The organism is Synechococcus sp. MU1611 (assembly GCF_020514255.1).
Taxonomy (GTDB): Bacteria; Cyanobacteriota; Cyanobacteriia; order PCC-6307; family Cyanobiaceae; genus Parasynechococcus.
On record NZ_VTLC01000002.1, the window covers coordinates 221,085 to 236,585 of the forward strand.

Annotated in this window: 19 protein-coding genes and 1 tRNA gene; 15 read left to right on the forward strand and 5 right to left on the reverse strand. The window is 60.4% G+C overall.

Annotated features, from left to right (window positions below; all coding sequences use genetic code 11):
- The first annotated feature begins 4 nt into the window (after positions 1 to 4).
- The 5 genes from FZZ92_RS05585 (at position 5) to FZZ92_RS05605 (ending at position 2,240) form a co-directional block, all read left to right on the forward strand.
- Entirely contained in the window at positions 5 to 415 is a 411-nt protein-coding gene (locus FZZ92_RS05585) for a transcriptional repressor (protein ID WP_226397489.1), read from the forward strand.
- Positions 412 to 1,149: an MBL fold metallo-hydrolase gene (locus FZZ92_RS05590; RefSeq protein ID WP_226397490.1), complete on the forward strand. Its 738-nt coding sequence runs from the start codon at positions 412 to 414 to the stop codon at positions 1,147 to 1,149. The genes FZZ92_RS05585 and FZZ92_RS05590 overlap by 4 nt, the downstream gene beginning before the upstream one ends.
- A gap of 38 nt (positions 1,150 to 1,187) precedes the next feature.
- Entirely contained in the window at positions 1,188 to 1,424 is a 237-nt protein-coding gene (locus FZZ92_RS05595) for a chlorophyll a/b-binding protein (RefSeq protein WP_115024609.1), read from the forward strand.
- Positions 1,425 to 1,519: 95 nt separating this feature from the next.
- Positions 1,520 to 1,819 carry a TIGR03894 family protein gene (locus FZZ92_RS05600; protein WP_226397491.1) on the forward strand — a complete coding sequence of 100 codons (300 nt, stop codon included), beginning with the start codon at positions 1,520 to 1,522 and terminating at the stop codon, positions 1,817 to 1,819.
- A 103-nt stretch (positions 1,820 to 1,922) separates the two neighbouring features.
- Positions 1,923 to 2,240, forward strand: a complete 318-nt coding sequence (locus FZZ92_RS05605) for a hypothetical protein (protein WP_226397492.1) — start codon at positions 1,923 to 1,925, stop codon at positions 2,238 to 2,240.
- Positions 2,241 to 2,342: 102 nt separating this feature from the next.
- On the opposite strand, the gene FZZ92_RS05610 is transcribed toward FZZ92_RS05605, so the two are convergent.
- The gene (locus tag FZZ92_RS05610; protein WP_115024612.1) at positions 2,343 to 2,528 is read right to left on the reverse strand and encodes a hypothetical protein; all 186 of its coding nucleotides are present in this window, start codon (positions 2,526 to 2,528) and stop codon (positions 2,343 to 2,345) included.
- 306 nt (positions 2,529 to 2,834) lie between these two features.
- On the opposite strand from FZZ92_RS05610, the gene FZZ92_RS05615 reads away from it, so the two are divergent.
- Positions 2,835 to 3,224 carry a putative quinol monooxygenase gene (locus FZZ92_RS05615; protein WP_226397493.1) on the forward strand — a complete coding sequence of 130 codons (390 nt, stop codon included), beginning with the start codon at positions 2,835 to 2,837 and terminating at the stop codon, positions 3,222 to 3,224.
- A 1,109-nt stretch (positions 3,225 to 4,333) separates the two neighbouring features.
- Here FZZ92_RS05615 and FZZ92_RS05620 read toward each other — a convergent pair.
- A tRNA-Val gene (locus tag FZZ92_RS05620) sits at positions 4,334 to 4,405 on the reverse strand.
- A gap of 58 nt (positions 4,406 to 4,463) precedes the next feature.
- Here FZZ92_RS05620 and FZZ92_RS05625 point away from each other — a divergent pair.
- A complete protein-coding gene (locus FZZ92_RS05625; RefSeq protein WP_226397494.1) occupies positions 4,464 to 4,946 on the forward strand; it encodes a metal-binding protein in 483 nt (160 codons plus the stop codon).
- Between the two features lie 33 nt (positions 4,947 to 4,979).
- On the forward strand, positions 4,980 to 5,804 hold the full coding sequence (gene mazG / locus FZZ92_RS05630; RefSeq protein WP_226397495.1) for a nucleoside triphosphate pyrophosphohydrolase: 825 nt from the start codon (positions 4,980 to 4,982) through the stop codon (positions 5,802 to 5,804).
- 5 nt (positions 5,805 to 5,809) lie between these two features.
- Here mazG and arfB read toward each other — a convergent pair whose 3' ends face one another.
- Positions 5,810 to 6,241 (reverse strand): alternative ribosome rescue aminoacyl-tRNA hydrolase ArfB, encoded by a 432-nt coding sequence (arfB, locus tag FZZ92_RS05635; RefSeq protein ID WP_226397496.1) that lies wholly within the window; start codon positions 6,239 to 6,241, stop codon positions 5,810 to 5,812.
- Between the two features lie 267 nt (positions 6,242 to 6,508).
- Between arfB and speE the strand changes: the two genes are divergently transcribed.
- Together speE and speB are read left to right on the forward strand one after the other, a co-directional pair.
- Positions 6,509 to 7,351: a polyamine aminopropyltransferase gene (gene speE, locus FZZ92_RS05640; protein ID WP_226422762.1), complete on the forward strand. Its 843-nt coding sequence runs from the start codon at positions 6,509 to 6,511 to the stop codon at positions 7,349 to 7,351.
- On the forward strand, positions 7,348 to 8,238 hold the full coding sequence (gene speB / locus FZZ92_RS05645; RefSeq protein WP_226397498.1) for an agmatinase: 891 nt from the start codon (positions 7,348 to 7,350) through the stop codon (positions 8,236 to 8,238). Before speE ends, speB begins: the two co-directional genes overlap by 4 nt.
- Here speB and FZZ92_RS05650 read toward each other — a convergent pair.
- Both FZZ92_RS05650 and FZZ92_RS05655 read right to left on the reverse strand, forming a co-directional pair.
- Entirely contained in the window at positions 8,232 to 8,627 is a 396-nt protein-coding gene (locus FZZ92_RS05650; RefSeq protein ID WP_226397499.1) for a cyclic nucleotide-binding domain-containing protein, read from the reverse strand. The genes speB and FZZ92_RS05650 overlap by 7 nt on opposite strands.
- A gap of 85 nt (positions 8,628 to 8,712) precedes the next feature.
- Positions 8,713 to 8,925, reverse strand: coding sequence for a hypothetical protein (locus FZZ92_RS05655; RefSeq protein WP_115024620.1), 213 nt, complete (start codon positions 8,923 to 8,925; stop codon positions 8,713 to 8,715).
- A gap of 128 nt (positions 8,926 to 9,053) precedes the next feature.
- On the opposite strand from FZZ92_RS05655, the gene gcvT reads away from it, so the two are divergent.
- The 5 genes from gcvT (at position 9,054) to FZZ92_RS05680 (ending at position 15,498) form a co-directional block, all read left to right on the forward strand.
- Positions 9,054 to 10,157, forward strand: a complete 1,104-nt coding sequence (gene gcvT / locus FZZ92_RS05660; RefSeq protein ID WP_226397570.1) for a glycine cleavage system aminomethyltransferase GcvT — start codon at positions 9,054 to 9,056, stop codon at positions 10,155 to 10,157.
- A 49-nt stretch (positions 10,158 to 10,206) separates the two neighbouring features.
- Positions 10,207 to 12,036 carry an aspartate--tRNA ligase gene (aspS, locus tag FZZ92_RS05665; RefSeq protein ID WP_226397500.1) on the forward strand — a complete coding sequence of 610 codons (1,830 nt, stop codon included), beginning with the start codon at positions 10,207 to 10,209 and terminating at the stop codon, positions 12,034 to 12,036.
- Positions 12,037 to 12,139: 103 nt separating this feature from the next.
- Complete coding sequence (locus FZZ92_RS05670) at positions 12,140 to 13,273, forward strand: RpoD/SigA family RNA polymerase sigma factor (RefSeq protein WP_226397501.1); 1,134 nt, start codon at positions 12,140 to 12,142, stop codon at positions 13,271 to 13,273.
- A 29-nt stretch (positions 13,274 to 13,302) separates the two neighbouring features.
- A complete protein-coding gene (locus FZZ92_RS05675) occupies positions 13,303 to 13,779 on the forward strand; it encodes a Dps family protein (RefSeq protein WP_115094782.1) in 477 nt (158 codons plus the stop codon).
- A 69-nt stretch (positions 13,780 to 13,848) separates the two neighbouring features.
- On the forward strand, positions 13,849 to 15,498 hold the full coding sequence (locus FZZ92_RS05680; RefSeq protein ID WP_115024624.1) for a CTP synthase: 1,650 nt from the start codon (positions 13,849 to 13,851) through the stop codon (positions 15,496 to 15,498).
- The last annotated feature ends 3 nt before the right edge of the window (positions 15,499 to 15,501 follow it).

The following is a 15,501-nucleotide window of genomic DNA, read 5'->3' on the forward strand; positions in this document are numbered from 1 at the left end:
AACCATGGCCACTCGTCGCCCCTCAACGGAAATCAATGCCCGCCAGAAGGTGTTGCTGGCGAGCCTCCAGGCCTGTGGCGATGAGATGAGCGGTCAGCAACTGCACCGCAACCTCGCTCCCGACCAAACCATGGGACTGGCCACGGTGTATCGGAATCTGCGTCAGCTGCAGCAACGGGGCCTGGTGCGCTGCCGTCACCTGCCCAACGGCGAAGCGCTCTACGCACCACTGGAGCGGGATCGCCACCACCTCACCTGCGTCGATTGCGGCAAGACACAAGCGCTCGACCACTGTCCAATTCACGACCTGGAGGTACCCGAAGACCGCCGCAAGGGCTTCGATCTCCTGTTTCACACGCTTGAATTCTTTGGTCTCTGCAGCGACTGCCGCGAGCGGCAGCAAAATCCGTCATGACCCTGGCCGCCACCTACTACGGAGCCAATGGTTGGTTGCTCGAATTCGATGATCTTCGGGTTCTGGTGGATCCCTGGCTGCGCGGCAGCCTGAGTTTTCCCCCGGGGGAGTGGCTGCTGAAAGGGGAGCTGCCCTGCGAACGCGACATCCCGGAGAACCTGAATCTGCTGTTACTCACCCAGGGGCTGGCGGATCATGCCCACCCTGAAACCCTGGCGTTGCTGCCGAAAACCCTGCCGGTGATTGGATCCATAGCCGCAACGCGCGTGGTTGAACGCCTGGGCTTCACCAACGTGAAAGCACTCTCCCCCGGAGAAAGCACCACCCACCAGGGCCTGCAGGTACGCGCCAGTGCCGGTGCACCGGTGCCCACGGTGGAAAACGGCTATCTGCTCGAGCATCCAGCCGGCGCGCTCTACTTGGAACCCCACGGTTTTCTGGATCCAGCCCTGGAACCGCAACAGCTGGATGCCGTCATCACGCCGATGGTGGATCTTGGGCTTCCCGCTCTGGGCGCATTTGTCAAAGGATGCTCCGTGGTGCCACAACTGGTGGAACGCTTCCAACCCACGACGGTGCTCGCCAGCACATCCGGTGGCGATGTGCGCTTCGACGGCGCCCTGAGCCGCGCCTTGCAGATGAAAGGATCCGTGGCCGGAACTGGAGCCCAACTGCCAACAAGCAGCCGCTGGACCGATCCCACACCGGGGGAACGACTGCTGCTGAAAAACTGATTTCGTGGATTAAGCTTTGTAACAACAGCTTGAGCCTGATGAAGCCCACGCAAGCAAACGAGTCTTGGTTCCAAGGCGTCGCCGCGCGCGAGATCCATATGGAGCAACTCAAAAAAGCGGAACGCTTCAACGGGCGGGCCGCCATGCTCGGCATCGTGATCGGCATCATTACCGAAGGCCTCACCGGTGCCGGCATCATTCACCAAATCGGTCTGGGCCCCCTTGTGGATGGCTACGCCGCCTGCCGCACCCAATTCCTGCCCTTCTGCTTCTGATCCAATTGGGGGCTGTTACAGCCCCTGCATCTCCATCATCTCGGAAGACAACTGACCCCCGATGACGAGAATGGTGCGATTCACGTTCGACTCGAATGGCTGCTGACAAGGAACTGCTGCAGGAAGTGGCTCTAGAGCTGTGGAATACCACCAAGAAGCTGCGGCCCGGCCTGCCCAAAGCGCCACGGGCCCAACTGGTCTTGAAAGCACTCCTGACCATCGGCGATATGAGCGATCAACTGGAAGCCGCCATGGTGCTTGGAGTCATCGAGGCGCAGGAACCCGACGACGAACCTGTCCAGGACGACTCGGCTGGAGAAGACAAAACCGTCTCTGATGCCAAAACCGAACGGGAAACCCCCAGGGTTGTTCGCAAACGGACCAGCAGCCGCTGATCAAAACCGCCGGCTGATGCGGACGGGACGAAAAGGACGTCGCTGGCTGACAGGCGGTCAACCCAGCGCCAGCCTGAAGGAGTGGTGACGACCCGCTCCTTCATTGAAACTCTCCTCCCTTGCTGTTATCGCTACTAGCGTTCTTGCTCTTGGCCTTGGCGCGTGTGCTGAGAAAGAAGCAGCCAAAGTCACAGACCTGAACAATCTCCAGGGTGACGTGATCGGCAAGGTGAATTGCAGCTCTCAGACGTTTGTTCTGGATGCCGACCAAGCCAAAGGCTTCGCCGAGTTCGCGGGGCAGTGGATGACAGCTGAAGGCTTCGCAGAGAAGTGGGTGGAGGAAACCGGTGACACCTACGGCAGTCAACTGGCAAGGCAAGTTGCGGAAGCCGCGATAAGCGAAGCCTGCGCCCCCGAATAACCGAAACGGCACCTCTTAGGGGGGGCCACCACAGATCGCATCAGTAACGACGTGGCTGACGCTGGGGGTGCAACAGCTCAGAAAAGCTGCCACATCATCAGCTCAACGCTGCATGGCCACCACCACCGCAGCGGCCGCAAGGGCCACAATTCCAGCCATCCAAATGGTGTTCTGGCGTGCCAACAACCAAGCGGCGTTCCGAGACAAGGCCAACCGGCCCGTCGCCAGCAGGGCAGTCAGACCCACGAGCAGAACAACGGGAACCACCAACGCCAGGAACAGTTGCATCACCGAATGCCGAGGGGACCTGCATTCCCAGGATGGTGCAGTCGAACGCTGAGTAGCTTGTAAAGCTCCGACTCAAAGCTTGAACCTTGTCTCTGCTGATCGTCGCGGCTGGCTTCATCGGACTGCTCTGGTTGACGCAAAGCCTGATTCGACGCGGCATGGATGACGGCAGCAACGGCTGACGCCAAACGCACATCTCATCACTTCCGCTGGAGGGTTGACCCACTCGGGGACTGTTTGGGCTGCAAGCTGGCCTGATGGTGGCCAAGCTGTTGTCGACGCCCCAACCCACGCGCCAAAACGCCAATGGCAACGTTCGATCAGAGCACACCCTTCATGCTCTTGGCTCGCATTCACGTCAAAGAAGGATGCGTGGACGCCTATTTAGAACTGGCACGTGCCACCGACACAGCCGTTCAGGCCTCTGAACCGGGGATGATCCACCACACCTTTGATCAGGATCCCGATGATCCACAGGCATTTGTTTGGTCAGAGGTTTACGCCAACGACGAAGCCTTCAGCGCCCATGTCTCCAATCCTCCAGTCCAGGAGTACCTGAAAAAGCATGCTGAACTTGGCGATGGCTTCAGCATTGAGGTGTACGGCACAGTCGGCAATGCGTGCCGCAGCCTGATGGAGTCCTTCGGATTACCACTCAAAATCTTCGAAACCAGGCTGGGGTACAGCAGGGTCTAGGCGTTGAAATCATCGGGTACGCCAAGCCACCATGTGCAGGGCGATTCTCTCAAATTTTGAGCTCTCTGTATGGCTGATCACAGAGAGGGCTACAGCTGAAGAATGTCTTGAACAGCCCAGGCCTTTTGAACTTCCGGAGAAGTCGTCAGTGAGGAATTGGCTCTCTTGGAGCGTGATCTGCCTCGGCTTTTAGAAAACGGCGATGCTGGGCAGAGGCATAGCCACTGAGGTCAATTCGGGTGGCATTGCTGCCAGCCTTTCGCCACTCCCTGGGGGGAGTGCTGGATCTTCGGTTCATGGAATCGAGTTATCGGTTCTCGCGCTGTGGGCCCTTACAAGGCTCTTTGGCGTCACACCAGCATTGCACACGTCTGTGAACCTCACGCCAAAGCTTCACTGAAGTCATCCTGAACTGCGAGCTAAGACCACTGGTCTCAGCTGGGAATTCATCCATGGGCACGGCCTTGGCTCGAGGATGGGCTTGAACGCCGCTTCTCCAGCCATGAGAGCTCTGTTCCCCATGCATTAGCCCAGAGCCCGTTGCCGAAGATCGGCGGCTGCCCCTACTCCTACCGGGCATCGGGTGACTACTGCATGCCCAGCAAGAACTCAAAGGACGCCTTCATCCGAACTGGGAACTCCTGCCCCAATGGGTATCGGAAGTCAGGCAAGTACTGCATCTCCAATCGGTAAGCACTGTTTGCCACGAGTGCAATGCAGCTCCATTGTTTTTGCAGCAACCTCTGTTGAATCAGCCAAGCAATTTCATTTCATTGCCACCTATGTCTGCACCTTGGTTGATCGCTTTTGGAATCCTGTTCGTTTGCGCTCCGGTGGCTCGTTCAGATGAGTGGGTGAGTTGCAGGCGTGACCCATCAACAGGCCAACTCCTTTGGATGCGCGGCAAGTCAAATGAGCCTCTAAAAAACGCTGCATTTCGACCTGGCGCCACCAATCCTGATCGAGGCAAATGCTTGGTCAGCAATGACCAACTGCGTCATGCGCACGGTCTGAGGTTCTAACTATCGAGCCGCACAACCCCGCCGATGGCGTTCCGATCTGAACATGTGATCCCCTCGGCATTCCTGTGCACGACTGGATTTTTGAGATGGGCGATACTGGGATCGAACCAGTGACAATCTCCTTGTAAGGGAGGTGCTCTACCGCTGAGCTAATCGCCCCACCGGGCAGATTCTGCCTTAACGCGTCACTTTGGGGGCGCACGAGAGCTGCGAACGCTTGGCAACGGGTCGCCGCCACGACCAAAGCATCTGGATCCTGAGCCTCCCGCTCGGAATCGCTGTTGGGTTGGTGCTGGGACTCCAAGCAGCAGTGATCGCCACAGCGAGCTGGCTGGCTGGTGGGCTCTGGCTTTCCCCCGATCTTGATACGCGCTCAAACGCGCTGCGGCGTTGGGGAGCCCTCGGATTTCTCTGGTGGCCGTACCGACGTCTGATCCCCCATCGCTCGCTCTGGTCCCATGGTCCAGTGCTTGGAACAAGCGTGCGACTGGGCGTGCTTCTGACGTGGTGCCTTGTCGTCACCATTGCCATTCCGACACTCTCGCCATCGATGCTCCTGGCGGACCTTCAGCAGCTGATCCGCCAGCACCCGCGTGAGTTCATCAGCCTGATGGTGGGGTTGGAGAGCAGCGCATGGATCCATCTGATCCTCGACGGCGACCCCTGGCCCCAGGAATGGTCCAAAAAACGACAGCAGTGAGAGGGTGGGCCTCACCCAAGTTGTTGACCCTGCATGGCCAACGCTCCATCTGATGCGCTGCAACGACTGATCGAGGTCGTGGCACAACTCAGAGATCCAACAACGGGCTGTCCTTGGGACCTGGAACAAACCCATGCGTCCTTGGTGCCCTACGTGTTGGAGGAAGCGCACGAGGTGGCTGATGCCGTCCGTCATGGTGATGACAACCACCTCAGGGAGGAACTTGGCGACCTGCTGCTGCAAGTGGTGCTGCATGCACAGATCGCTGGGGAGGAGCAACGGTTCGATCTCGATGCGATTGCCGATGGCATCAGCGAGAAGCTGATCCGCCGACACCCCCATGTGTTCGGCGATGCCGAGGCCTCCAGCAGTGACGACGTTCGACGCAGCTGGGACGCCATCAAGAGGCAAGAACAAGCCGAAGCCCTGGCTGACTCAACCAGCCCCCTCAGCGACCAGCTCAGAGACAAAGTTCGTGGGCTACCGGCCCTCGCTGGAGCGATGACCATCTCCAAGAAAGCTGCCAAGGCCGGCTTCGAATGGGATGACATGGACGGCGTCTGGGACAAGGTCCACGAAGAGCTTGATGAACTCAAAGAAGCAGTAGCCAGTGGCGATCGGAACCACGCCCAGGAGGAACTGGGCGATGTGCTGTTCACGCTCGTGAACGTGGCCCGTTGGTGCGCGATCGAACCCGAAGAGGGCCTCGCTGGCACCAACCGGCGCTTCCTCGATCGCTTTTCCCGCGTTGAGACCGCTCTGGGTGGAGATCTGCAGGGACGCAGCATCCACGAACTCGAGGCCCTGTGGAAACAGGCCAAAGCAGCCATCAGGGCTGAACAGTCTTCGACGTCCTGATCCGATTAATCGTCCATGGATGGCCGGCTTCGCCGTTGACGCTTGAGGTCACCACGCTTTTTCTTCGTATCCAAACGCCGCTTCACCGCACCGCGGCCAGGCCGAGTTGATTTGCGCGCGCGCGGCGGCGGCTGCAAGCCCTCCCGCAGAAGCTCCGCCATGCGATGCAATGCCTTCTGACGGTTCTGCCATTGGGAGCGTTCTTCAGCGACCACAACTCGCAGACAGCCCTCCACCAACTTTGTCTGAAAATGTTCCACCAGTCGGGCTCGGCGAAACGGACCAAGGCAAGTGCAGTTCTCCACATCCAGGACCAACTCCACACGGGAATCGGTGGTGTTGACCCCCTGCCCTCCTGGACCGGATGAGCGGCTAAACCGCCAGCGCAGATCCCTGGACGGAATGGTCAACCGCTCATTCACCACCAGGTCTTGCATCACGCATCTCCTGGTTCAGGAACGACGGAATACTTTGTACAGCTTGAACTTTCCAGTGCTCTGAAGTCCTGCAGCAGGTTGCTAAAGACAACGCGGCAGCTTTGATCTGATGGAAATGGCTCTGGAGCTGCCCTCTTCCACAGCAGCTCCCCAACCAAACATATTCAATCAATATATCTTGTGTTCGTCAACAACCAAGACCACTAGATGTGGTGCATGAAAGCCATTCAACGGCGTCCTTAGCTGGAGAGATGCCCACCGCAGCCCATGAGCAGCTGGATTGATGAAGAACACCGCGGCGTCCGCTACGGATTAAAGGGAGAGGTTCTGGTCGAGGAGAGCAGTCCGTTCCAGCGGATCAGCGTGATTCGCAGTGAGCGCTATGGGCGGGGACTGTTGCTCGATGGCTGCTGGATGACAGCGGAACAGCAGGAGCGCCATTACCACGAGGCATTGGTGCACCCAGCGCTATGCAGTGCCAGCTCGATTGAGCGAATCCTGGTGATCGGCGGGGGAGACGGCGGCACCGCCCGGGAGTGCCTGCGCCATCCAGGGGTCCAGCAGCTGGACATGGTGGAAATCGACGGGCGGGTGGTGGACCTCAGCCGAGAACACCTCCCCGAGATCGGTGGATCCGCCTGGGCCGATCCGCGGTTCCAGCTCACGGTGGGGGATGGCATCGCCTGGGCCGCTGAGGCTGACGACCAGAGCTATGACGTTGTCTTGGTGGATGGCTCTGACCCCGCCGGACCCGCCGAAGGCCTGTTCAATCGCGCTTTCTTCGACAACTGCCGACGTCTGCTCAAACCCGGCGGGGTCTTCGGCACGCAGAGCGAGTCACCTGAAGCCTTCCGTGATGTCCACATCGCCATGATCCGGCTGTTGCGCGAGGTGTTTGACCACGCCGACCCGCTCTATGGCTGGGTGCCGATGTACCCCAGCGGCTGGTGGAGCTGGACCTTCGCCTCAATGGGAACCCCCCGCTACCGCACTCCCGATCCCGAGCGCAGCAAGGCCATCGCCGCAGGCTGTGAAATCTGGTCACCGCGCTGGCAACGGGGGGGCATGGATGCCATGCCCGCCTTCATCGAACGGGAGTTGCAGTCATGACTTCAATGCCGCCGAGCGGGCTGTTTGACGGTTTGTTTGACAGCGACGGAACCATTTTCATGGGCTCCCGACGCGACCCTGCCGGCTGCCGCGTCGGCCTCTTTGGTGTCCCGTACGACGGCACCACCTCCTTTCGCCCGGGCACCCGCTTCGGACCCGCCGCCATTCGGGAGGTCAGCACTGGCCTGGAGACCTATTGCCCGCAACTCGACCTGGATCTCGATGATCTCGACTTTGCGGATCTTGGTGCCGTTGACATTCCCTTCGGCAACCCTGAGCCCGTTCTGACCAAGGTGAAGCAGGCGACCGAAGCCGTGCTTGCTCTGAACCTCAAGCCCCTGATGCTGGGAGGGGAGCATTCGATCAGCTCCGGAGCCGTGGAGGCCGTTGCCCAACACCACCCCGACCTGGTGCTGGTGCAGCTGGATGCCCATGCCGATCTCAGGGACACCTGGCTGGGGGCGCGCCACAGCCATGCCTGCGCCATGCGCCGCTGTTTGGACATCCTTCCAAGCCAGACGCTGTTTCAACTCTCGATCCGCAGTGGAACGCGGGAGGAATTCAACGAACTGCACCAGAGCGGTCGACTGATGCCAGATATCGATGCCCTTCAACAGGCACTCTCTCCCTTAAGGGGAAGGCCCCTGTACCTCACCGTCGACCTGGACTGGTTCGATCCCTCCGTTCTTCCTGGAACTGGTACACCCGAACCCGGCGGTTACCACTGGTCTGATTTCGCCAGCCTTGTGAAGATCCTCCGAGATCATCATCTGGTGGCTGCCGATGTTGTGGAACTGGCCCCACAACTCGACACCAGTGGCATCAGCTCCGTACTGGCCGCCAAGGTGACCCGCAGCCTTCTGCTCCTCCTAGGAGCCGATCAATAGAAGTGGCGCGCATCAACCCGCTGCTGCCGCAAACGGCTGTGTTGCTTGCTGAGCAGTTGCAGCACCAGTGTTGGGTGCCGGTGGATGAGCGTCAGAAAGTTGGAACGACTGAGGCGGAACAGCGAAACAGGTGTCACAGCCGTGGCATCACGGCTGTGACACTCGGTGGGATCCACCAGATCCTCATAGAAAAACAATTCACCGCGACCAAACCGAATGCGGTTCAACGGACCACTGCTCAGTTCCATCCATCCACGTTCAATCACATGAATGAACTGCACAGGCTCCCCTGCTCGGAAGACGGTTGTGCCGGTCGGCAACATCAGGCGATCCACCTCAGGCTGTTCCTGGATGAGTTCCAAAGGAGTCAGCGGAGCTGAGGCAGACAACGTCAAAAACCTTGAATGAATGGAGTATCCAATGACCTTTTGATGCTGACAGTCAAAGAGGGCACAGCCAATCTTCGATCCGAGCTCAACTCAAGCTGCGATCCAGTTCCAGCTGACACTCACCAACGCCGATGCTCTGCAGAACCGGAAGGTTGGGGGTACGGGGAGTCCAGTGGTGACAGACCACGAGATCCGCAAGTTCGGCATGCACCTCCAGCCGACGCAAACGGCACCAGCCTTTCGACCCTGCAGCAAGGCTGCAGTGCTGACAACTGCGACAGCAAGGGCTGTTGGCCAAGGAGGAAATCTGAGTCCGCCAACAGTAGTGACGGTTTGGGAAACGGACCGCAGCAAAGGGCGGATTTCCGGGTTCCCTTCCGGATGGTGAAGCCCTCCATAAGAATGCGCTTCGCAACGGCCGCCTCCATGTCTCTGCAGCGCACTCCCCTATTCGAGCTCTGCCGCAGTGTTGGTGGCCGCATGGTGCCGTTTGCCGGCTGGGAGATGCCGGTTCAATTCAGCGGCCTCATCCAAGAACACAAGGCCGTTCGCGAACGGGTCGGCATGTTCGACATCTCCCACATGGGGGTGCTGCGCCTCGAAGGTGCCAATCCCAAGGATGCGCTGCAACGGCTCATCCCCAGCGATCTGCACCGCATCGGTCCCGGCGAAGCCTGCTACTCCGTTCTGCTGAACGAGCAAGGCGGCATTCGCGACGACCTCATCGTTTACGACTGCGGCGCCATCGATGCTGAACGGGGTGCGTTGGTGCTAGTGATCAATGCCGCCTGCGCCGACAGCGATACCGCCTGGATCCGTGACCAGATGGAACCCGCTGGCCTTACGGTGACTGACATCAAAAACGGAGGGGTGCTGCTCGCGCTTCAGGGACCTGAGGCCATGCCATTGCTGCAGGAACTGAGCGGCGAAGACCTCAGCTGCCTGCCCCGCTTTGGCCACCGGATGCTCAAACTCAACGGCCTAAGCCAACCGGTGTTCAGTGCTCGCACGGGTTACACCGGCGAAGACGGTGCAGAGCTGCTGCTCAACGCCGAGGACGGACAAAAGTTCTGGCAGCTTTTGTTGGATCGCGGCGTTACCCCCTGCGGCCTGGGGGCGCGGGACACCTTGCGCCTGGAGGCCGCCATGCACCTTTACGGCCAAGACATGACCGACGAAACCAACCCCTTCGAGGCAGGGTTGGGTTGGCTCGTGCACCTCGAAATGCCCATGGATTTTGTGGGCCGACAGGCTCTGGAGCAGGCGGCGGAATCCGGCCCCGCCAAACGCCTGGTGGGCCTCAAGCTTCAGGGTCGTGCGATCGCCCGCCACGACTACCCCGTCATGCACAACGGGGAGACGGTCGGGATCGTCACGAGTGGAACCTGGTCGCCCACCCTGGAAGAACCGATCGCCCTGGCCTACGTGCCCCGATCCCTCGCCAAGGTCGGTACTGAACTGAGTGTTGAGATCCGCGGCAAGGCCCAACCGGCAACGGTTGTTCGCAAGCCCTTCTACAGACGAGCCTGAACCTCACCGCTGCTGTGGGAAACTCGCTCTTCTCCAGTTGAGACATCCCATGCGCAGCAACGGTTGCGGTGACCTGCGCGAACAGAACATCGATCAGCAGGTGCAACTGTGCGGCTGGGTGGATCGACGCCGTGATCACGGTGGGGTGATCTTCATCGACCTGCGGGACCGCAGCGGCACGGTGCAGATCACGGTGGACCCAGATCTGGGGGCCGACGCCTTCGCCGTCGCCGAGCATCTACGCAGCGAAACCGTGCTGCAGGTGCAGGGGAAAGTGCGAGCCCGCCCCGCCGAATCCCTGAACGACAAACTGGCCACGGGAGCCGTGGAAGTGCTGGCCAGCGGCATCACCGTGCTCAACAGCGTCAAGGGCAACCTGCCATTCCCTGTGTCCGTGCACGACGAGGAGAACACCCGCGAGGAACTGCGGCTGCGGCACCGCTATCTGGATCTGCGCCGGACGCGCATGAACGACAACCTGCGGCTGCGGGCCCAAACGATCCAAGCCGCCCGTCGTTTCCTGGAGGACGAAGGCTTCATCGAGGTGGAAACACCGGTGCTCACCCGCTCCACACCCGAAGGTGCCCGCGACTACGTGCTGCCCAGCCGAGTCTGCGGCGGTGAATGGTTCGCACTGCCCCAGTCCCCTCAGTTGTTCAAGCAGCTGCTGATGGTGGGTGGCATTGAGCGGTACTACCAGGTTGCCCGCTGTTTCCGTGACGAAGACCTGCGGGCCGACCGCCAGCCGGAATTCACCCAGCTGGACATCGAGATGAGCTTCATGGATCAGGAGCAGATCCTGGAGCTGAACGAAGCTTTGATCTGCGCCATCTGGAAGACCGTGAAGGGCATCGAGCTGCCGCGGCCCTTCCCCTGCATGACCTGGCATGACGCCATGGACCGCTACGGCACAGACCGGCCCGACACCCGTTACGGCATGGAGCTCACCAACGTCAGCGACATCGTCAAAGACATGGGCTTCAAGGTATTCAGCGGTGCCGTCAAGTCCGGCGGATCGGTGAAGTGCATCGCCGTCCCTGGCGGCAACGACGCCGTCTCCAACGTGCGGATCAAGCCCGGCGGCGATGTGTTCAGTGAAGCTCAGAAAGCCGGTGCCGGTGGCTTGGCCTTCATCCGGGTGCGCGATGGCGGCGAGATCGACACGATCGGTGCGATCAAGGACAACCTCAGCGACGAGCAGAAGCAGGAGCTGCTCAGCCGCACCGGCGCAAAACCCGGCACGCTGCTGCTGTTCGGCGCCGGCGACACCGCCACGGTGAACAAGGCCCTGGATCGCGTCCGCCAGTACCTGGCCAAAGAGCTGGGCATGGTCAAGGCCGAGCGCGACAACGACCAGTGGAACTTCCTCTGGGTGGTGGACTTCCCGATGTTCGAGTTCAACAGCGACGAGAACCGCTACGAGGCGCTGCATCACCCCTTCTGCGCTCCCAACGCCGAGGATCTCGGCAGCGATGCGTCGCAATGGGCTGACACCCTCCCGGGTGCTCGGGCCCAGGCCTATGACCTCGTTCTCAATGGTTTGGAGCTCGGCGGTGGATCCCTTCGCATCCACGACTCCGCACTGCAGCGCCAGGTGTTGCAGACCGTTGGCCTGCCACTCGAGGAGGCCCAGGAGCAGTTCGGCTTCCTGATGGATGCTCTCGATGTGGGCGCGCCTCCCCATGGAGGCCTGGCCTTCGGTGTGGACCGCATGGTGATGCTGCTGGCCGGTGAGGAATCGATCCGCGACACAATCGCCTTCCCCAAGACCCAGCAAGCCCGCTGCCTGATGACCAATGCCCCTGGTGGCGTGGCCGACAAGCAGCTGGAGGAACTGCATGTGGCCAGCACCTGGGTGGAGCCCGACCAGGAGGACTGACCTCTGCCGCTGGACTGAACAGATCCCGAAGGGAATCAGCGCATTTGTCGCACCGCAGTCAACGGCGAGGAACCCTGAAGTTGGAGTTCACCAAGGCCAGCTTTTGCCCAGTAAGCCCCGACGGACAGGGGGGACCCGTGAGCGCCGCAGCAGCGGTACGACGGATCTGCTGCGGCTTTATCTCCAGGACATTGGCCGCGTCGACCTTCTCACCAACGAAGAGGAGGTGATGCTGGCGCGTCTGGTGCAACGCCGCGAAGCCCTACTGCACCAGCAAAGGGATCTGGCCGAAAGCCATGCGGCCATCGGGGAACTGCATCGTCTCGAAGAACTGCAACGCCGCGAAGCGAACCAGCACAGCCACTGGCCGACCAAGCAGGAATGGGCCCGGGCGGCCGGACTGCCCTTGCCGGAGTTGCAGCAGCGAATCGACGTGGGGTACCAAGTCTGGGCTGAGCAGGCACAACTGGAGGCCAAAGACTTAAAGCTTGCCCTCCGCAACGGTCGGCGGGCCAAGGACCACATGATTCAGGCCAACCTGCGGCTTGTGGTGGCTGTAGCCAAGAAATATCAGCAGCGGGGCATGGAACTTCTGGACCTTGTGCAGGAAGGGACACTCGGACTGGAACGGGCGGTGGAAAAGTTCGATCCCACCCGTGGCTTTCGCTTCAGCACCTACGCCTACTGGTGGATCCGTCAGGGCATCACCAGGGCCATCGCCACCCAGAGCCGCACCATTCGTTTGCCGGTCCACGTCACCGAAAAACTGAACCGGATCAAGCGGGTCCAGCAAGAGATTGCGAGCAACGAAGGACGCATCGCCTCAATCGCGGATCTCTCGAGAGAGCTAGGCATCAGTGAGGACACCGTGCGCCAGACCCTGGCCAGGGTGCCCCGCTCCGTCTCTCTAGACACCCGCGTCGGCCGCGAACAGGACACCCAGCTCGGGGATCTGATCGAAGACGGTCATGCCACCCCTGAGCAGACCCTCACCCACGACGAACTCCACAACGATCTGGAACATCTCTTGGATGAACTCACCAGTCGGGAGGCTGCTGTCCTTCGACGCCGCTTTGGGCTGGAGGACGACACGCCCCAAACGCTGGCCCAGATCGGAGAAGAACTGAAACTGTCCAGGGAGCGCGTTCGTCAGATCGAAACCCGCGCCTTGCTCAAACTGCGACAACCCCAACGCCGCAGCAAAGTCCGCGATTACATCCAGGGCCTGGATTCCTAAACCCAAAGCCCACCTGTCCCCACCACTCCATGGATATGGACATCGACATCGGCCTCTCGCAAGAGCAGCGCAGCACCATCGCCGATGGACTGGGCCGGCTTTTGGCGGATACCTATGTGCTGTACGGAAAAACCCATGGCTTCCACTGGAATGTCACTGGGCCGATGTTCAACACGCTGCACCTGATGTTCATGGAGCAATACACCGAGCTTTGGACAGCACTGGATGAGATTGCCGAACGAATCCGAGCCCTTGGCCTGATGGCCCCCCATGGCGGCAGCACCCTTGCGGCCTTGTCATCCATCACTGAAGCCGAGCAAAATCCAGCTGCCTTGGACATGGTGCGAGAGCTGGTGGCGGGCCATGAAGCGGTGGCACGAACAGCGCGCAGTGTTTTCGCTCTAGCTGACGCGGCAGACGACCAACCCAGTGCAGACCTTTTGACCCAACGCCTCCAGGTGCATGAAAAAACCGCCTGGATGCTGCGGAGCTTGCTCGACAGTTAGAGCATTCATCGCCTGGCCTCTGGAGCACACGACCAACGCCAGGTAATTTGAAGAATCGCCTGGCAGGTCATGGCCAAATTCGTCTTCATCACTGGTGGTGTGGTCTCCAGCATTGGCAAAGGGATCGTGGCGGCGAGCCTCGGCCGGCTGCTGAAGTCACGGGGCTACGACGTTTCGATCCTCAAGCTGGATCCCTACCTCAATGTGGATCCGGGAACGATGAGTCCTTTCCAACATGGGGAGGTGTTCGTCACCGAAGACGGCGCAGAAACAGATCTCGACCTCGGCCATTACGAGCGCTTCACCGACACGGCGATGTCACGGCTGAACAGCGTGACCACAGGCTCGATCTACCAATCGGTGATCAACAAAGAACGCCGCGGCGACTACAACGGCGGCACCGTTCAGGTCATTCCCCATATCACCGGCGAAATCCGCGAGCGCATCCACCGGGTTGCGTCCAACAGCAACGCCGATGTGGTGATCACTGAGATCGGCGGCACCGTCGGTGACATCGAATCGTTGCCCTTTCTCGAAGCCATTCGCGAGTTCCGAGGAGACGTGGGTCGCAACGATCTGGCCTACATCCACGTCACCTTGCTGCCCTTCATCGGCACCTCCGGCGAACTCAAAACCAAGCCGACCCAGCACTCGGTCAAAGAACTGCGCTCCATCGGCATCCAACCGGATGTCCTCGTTTGCCGCAGTGATCGCGACATCAGTGACGATCTCAAGCGGAAGATCGGCGGTTTCTGCGGCGTACCAAACCGCGCCGTGATTCCCTCCCTGGATGCCGACAGTATCTATGCCGTTCCGCTGACCCTCGAACAGGAGGGGCTGTGCCGGGAAGTGCTGGACGTGCTGAACCTGGCAGACCATGACAGCGATATGGCGGCATGGGAACAGCTGGTGCACAACCTTCGCAATCCCGGCCCATCGGTGAAGGTGGCCTTGGTGGGCAAGTACGTCCAGCTGAACGACGCCTATCTCTCCGTTGTCGAAGCACTGCAGCATGCCTGCATTGCCCAGGATGCCTCCCTCGACCTGCACTGGGTCTGCGCGGAACAGATTGAATCCGACGGTGCCGATGCACTCCTGCGCGGAATGGATGCCGTGGTGGTGCCCGGTGGCTTCGGCAACCGTGGCGTTGACGGAAAAATTGCCGCCATCCGCTGGGCCCGGGAACAACGCGTGCCCTTCCTGGGGCTATGCCTCGGCATGCAAACCGCAGTGATCGAATGGGCACGCAACCAGGCCGGTCTCACGGAAGCCACCAGTGCCGAATTGGATGCTGGCACCCCGCATCCCGTGATTCATCTCCTGCCGGAACAGCAGGACGTGGTTGACCTCGGCGGCACGATGCGGCTTGGGGTGTATCCCTGCCGAATTGCTCCGGGCACCCTGGCCCAGAGGCTTTACGGAGAGGAGGTGGTCTACGAACGTCACCGTCACCGCTACGAATTCAACAATTCCTATCGCAATCTGTTTCTGGAATCCGGATACGTGGTGAGCGGCACCTCACCGGATGGACGCTTGGTCGAACTGATCGAACTGAAAGGGCATCCCTTCTTCACGGCCTGCCAGTACCACCCGGAATTCCTCTCCCGCCCAGGAAAACCACATCCGTTGTTCCGGGGGTTGATCGAAGCGGCACAACAACGACTACCCGACTCGCCCGCCCAGGCCCTGCGTCAGCAAGGAGACATTGCCATCCCATGAGCC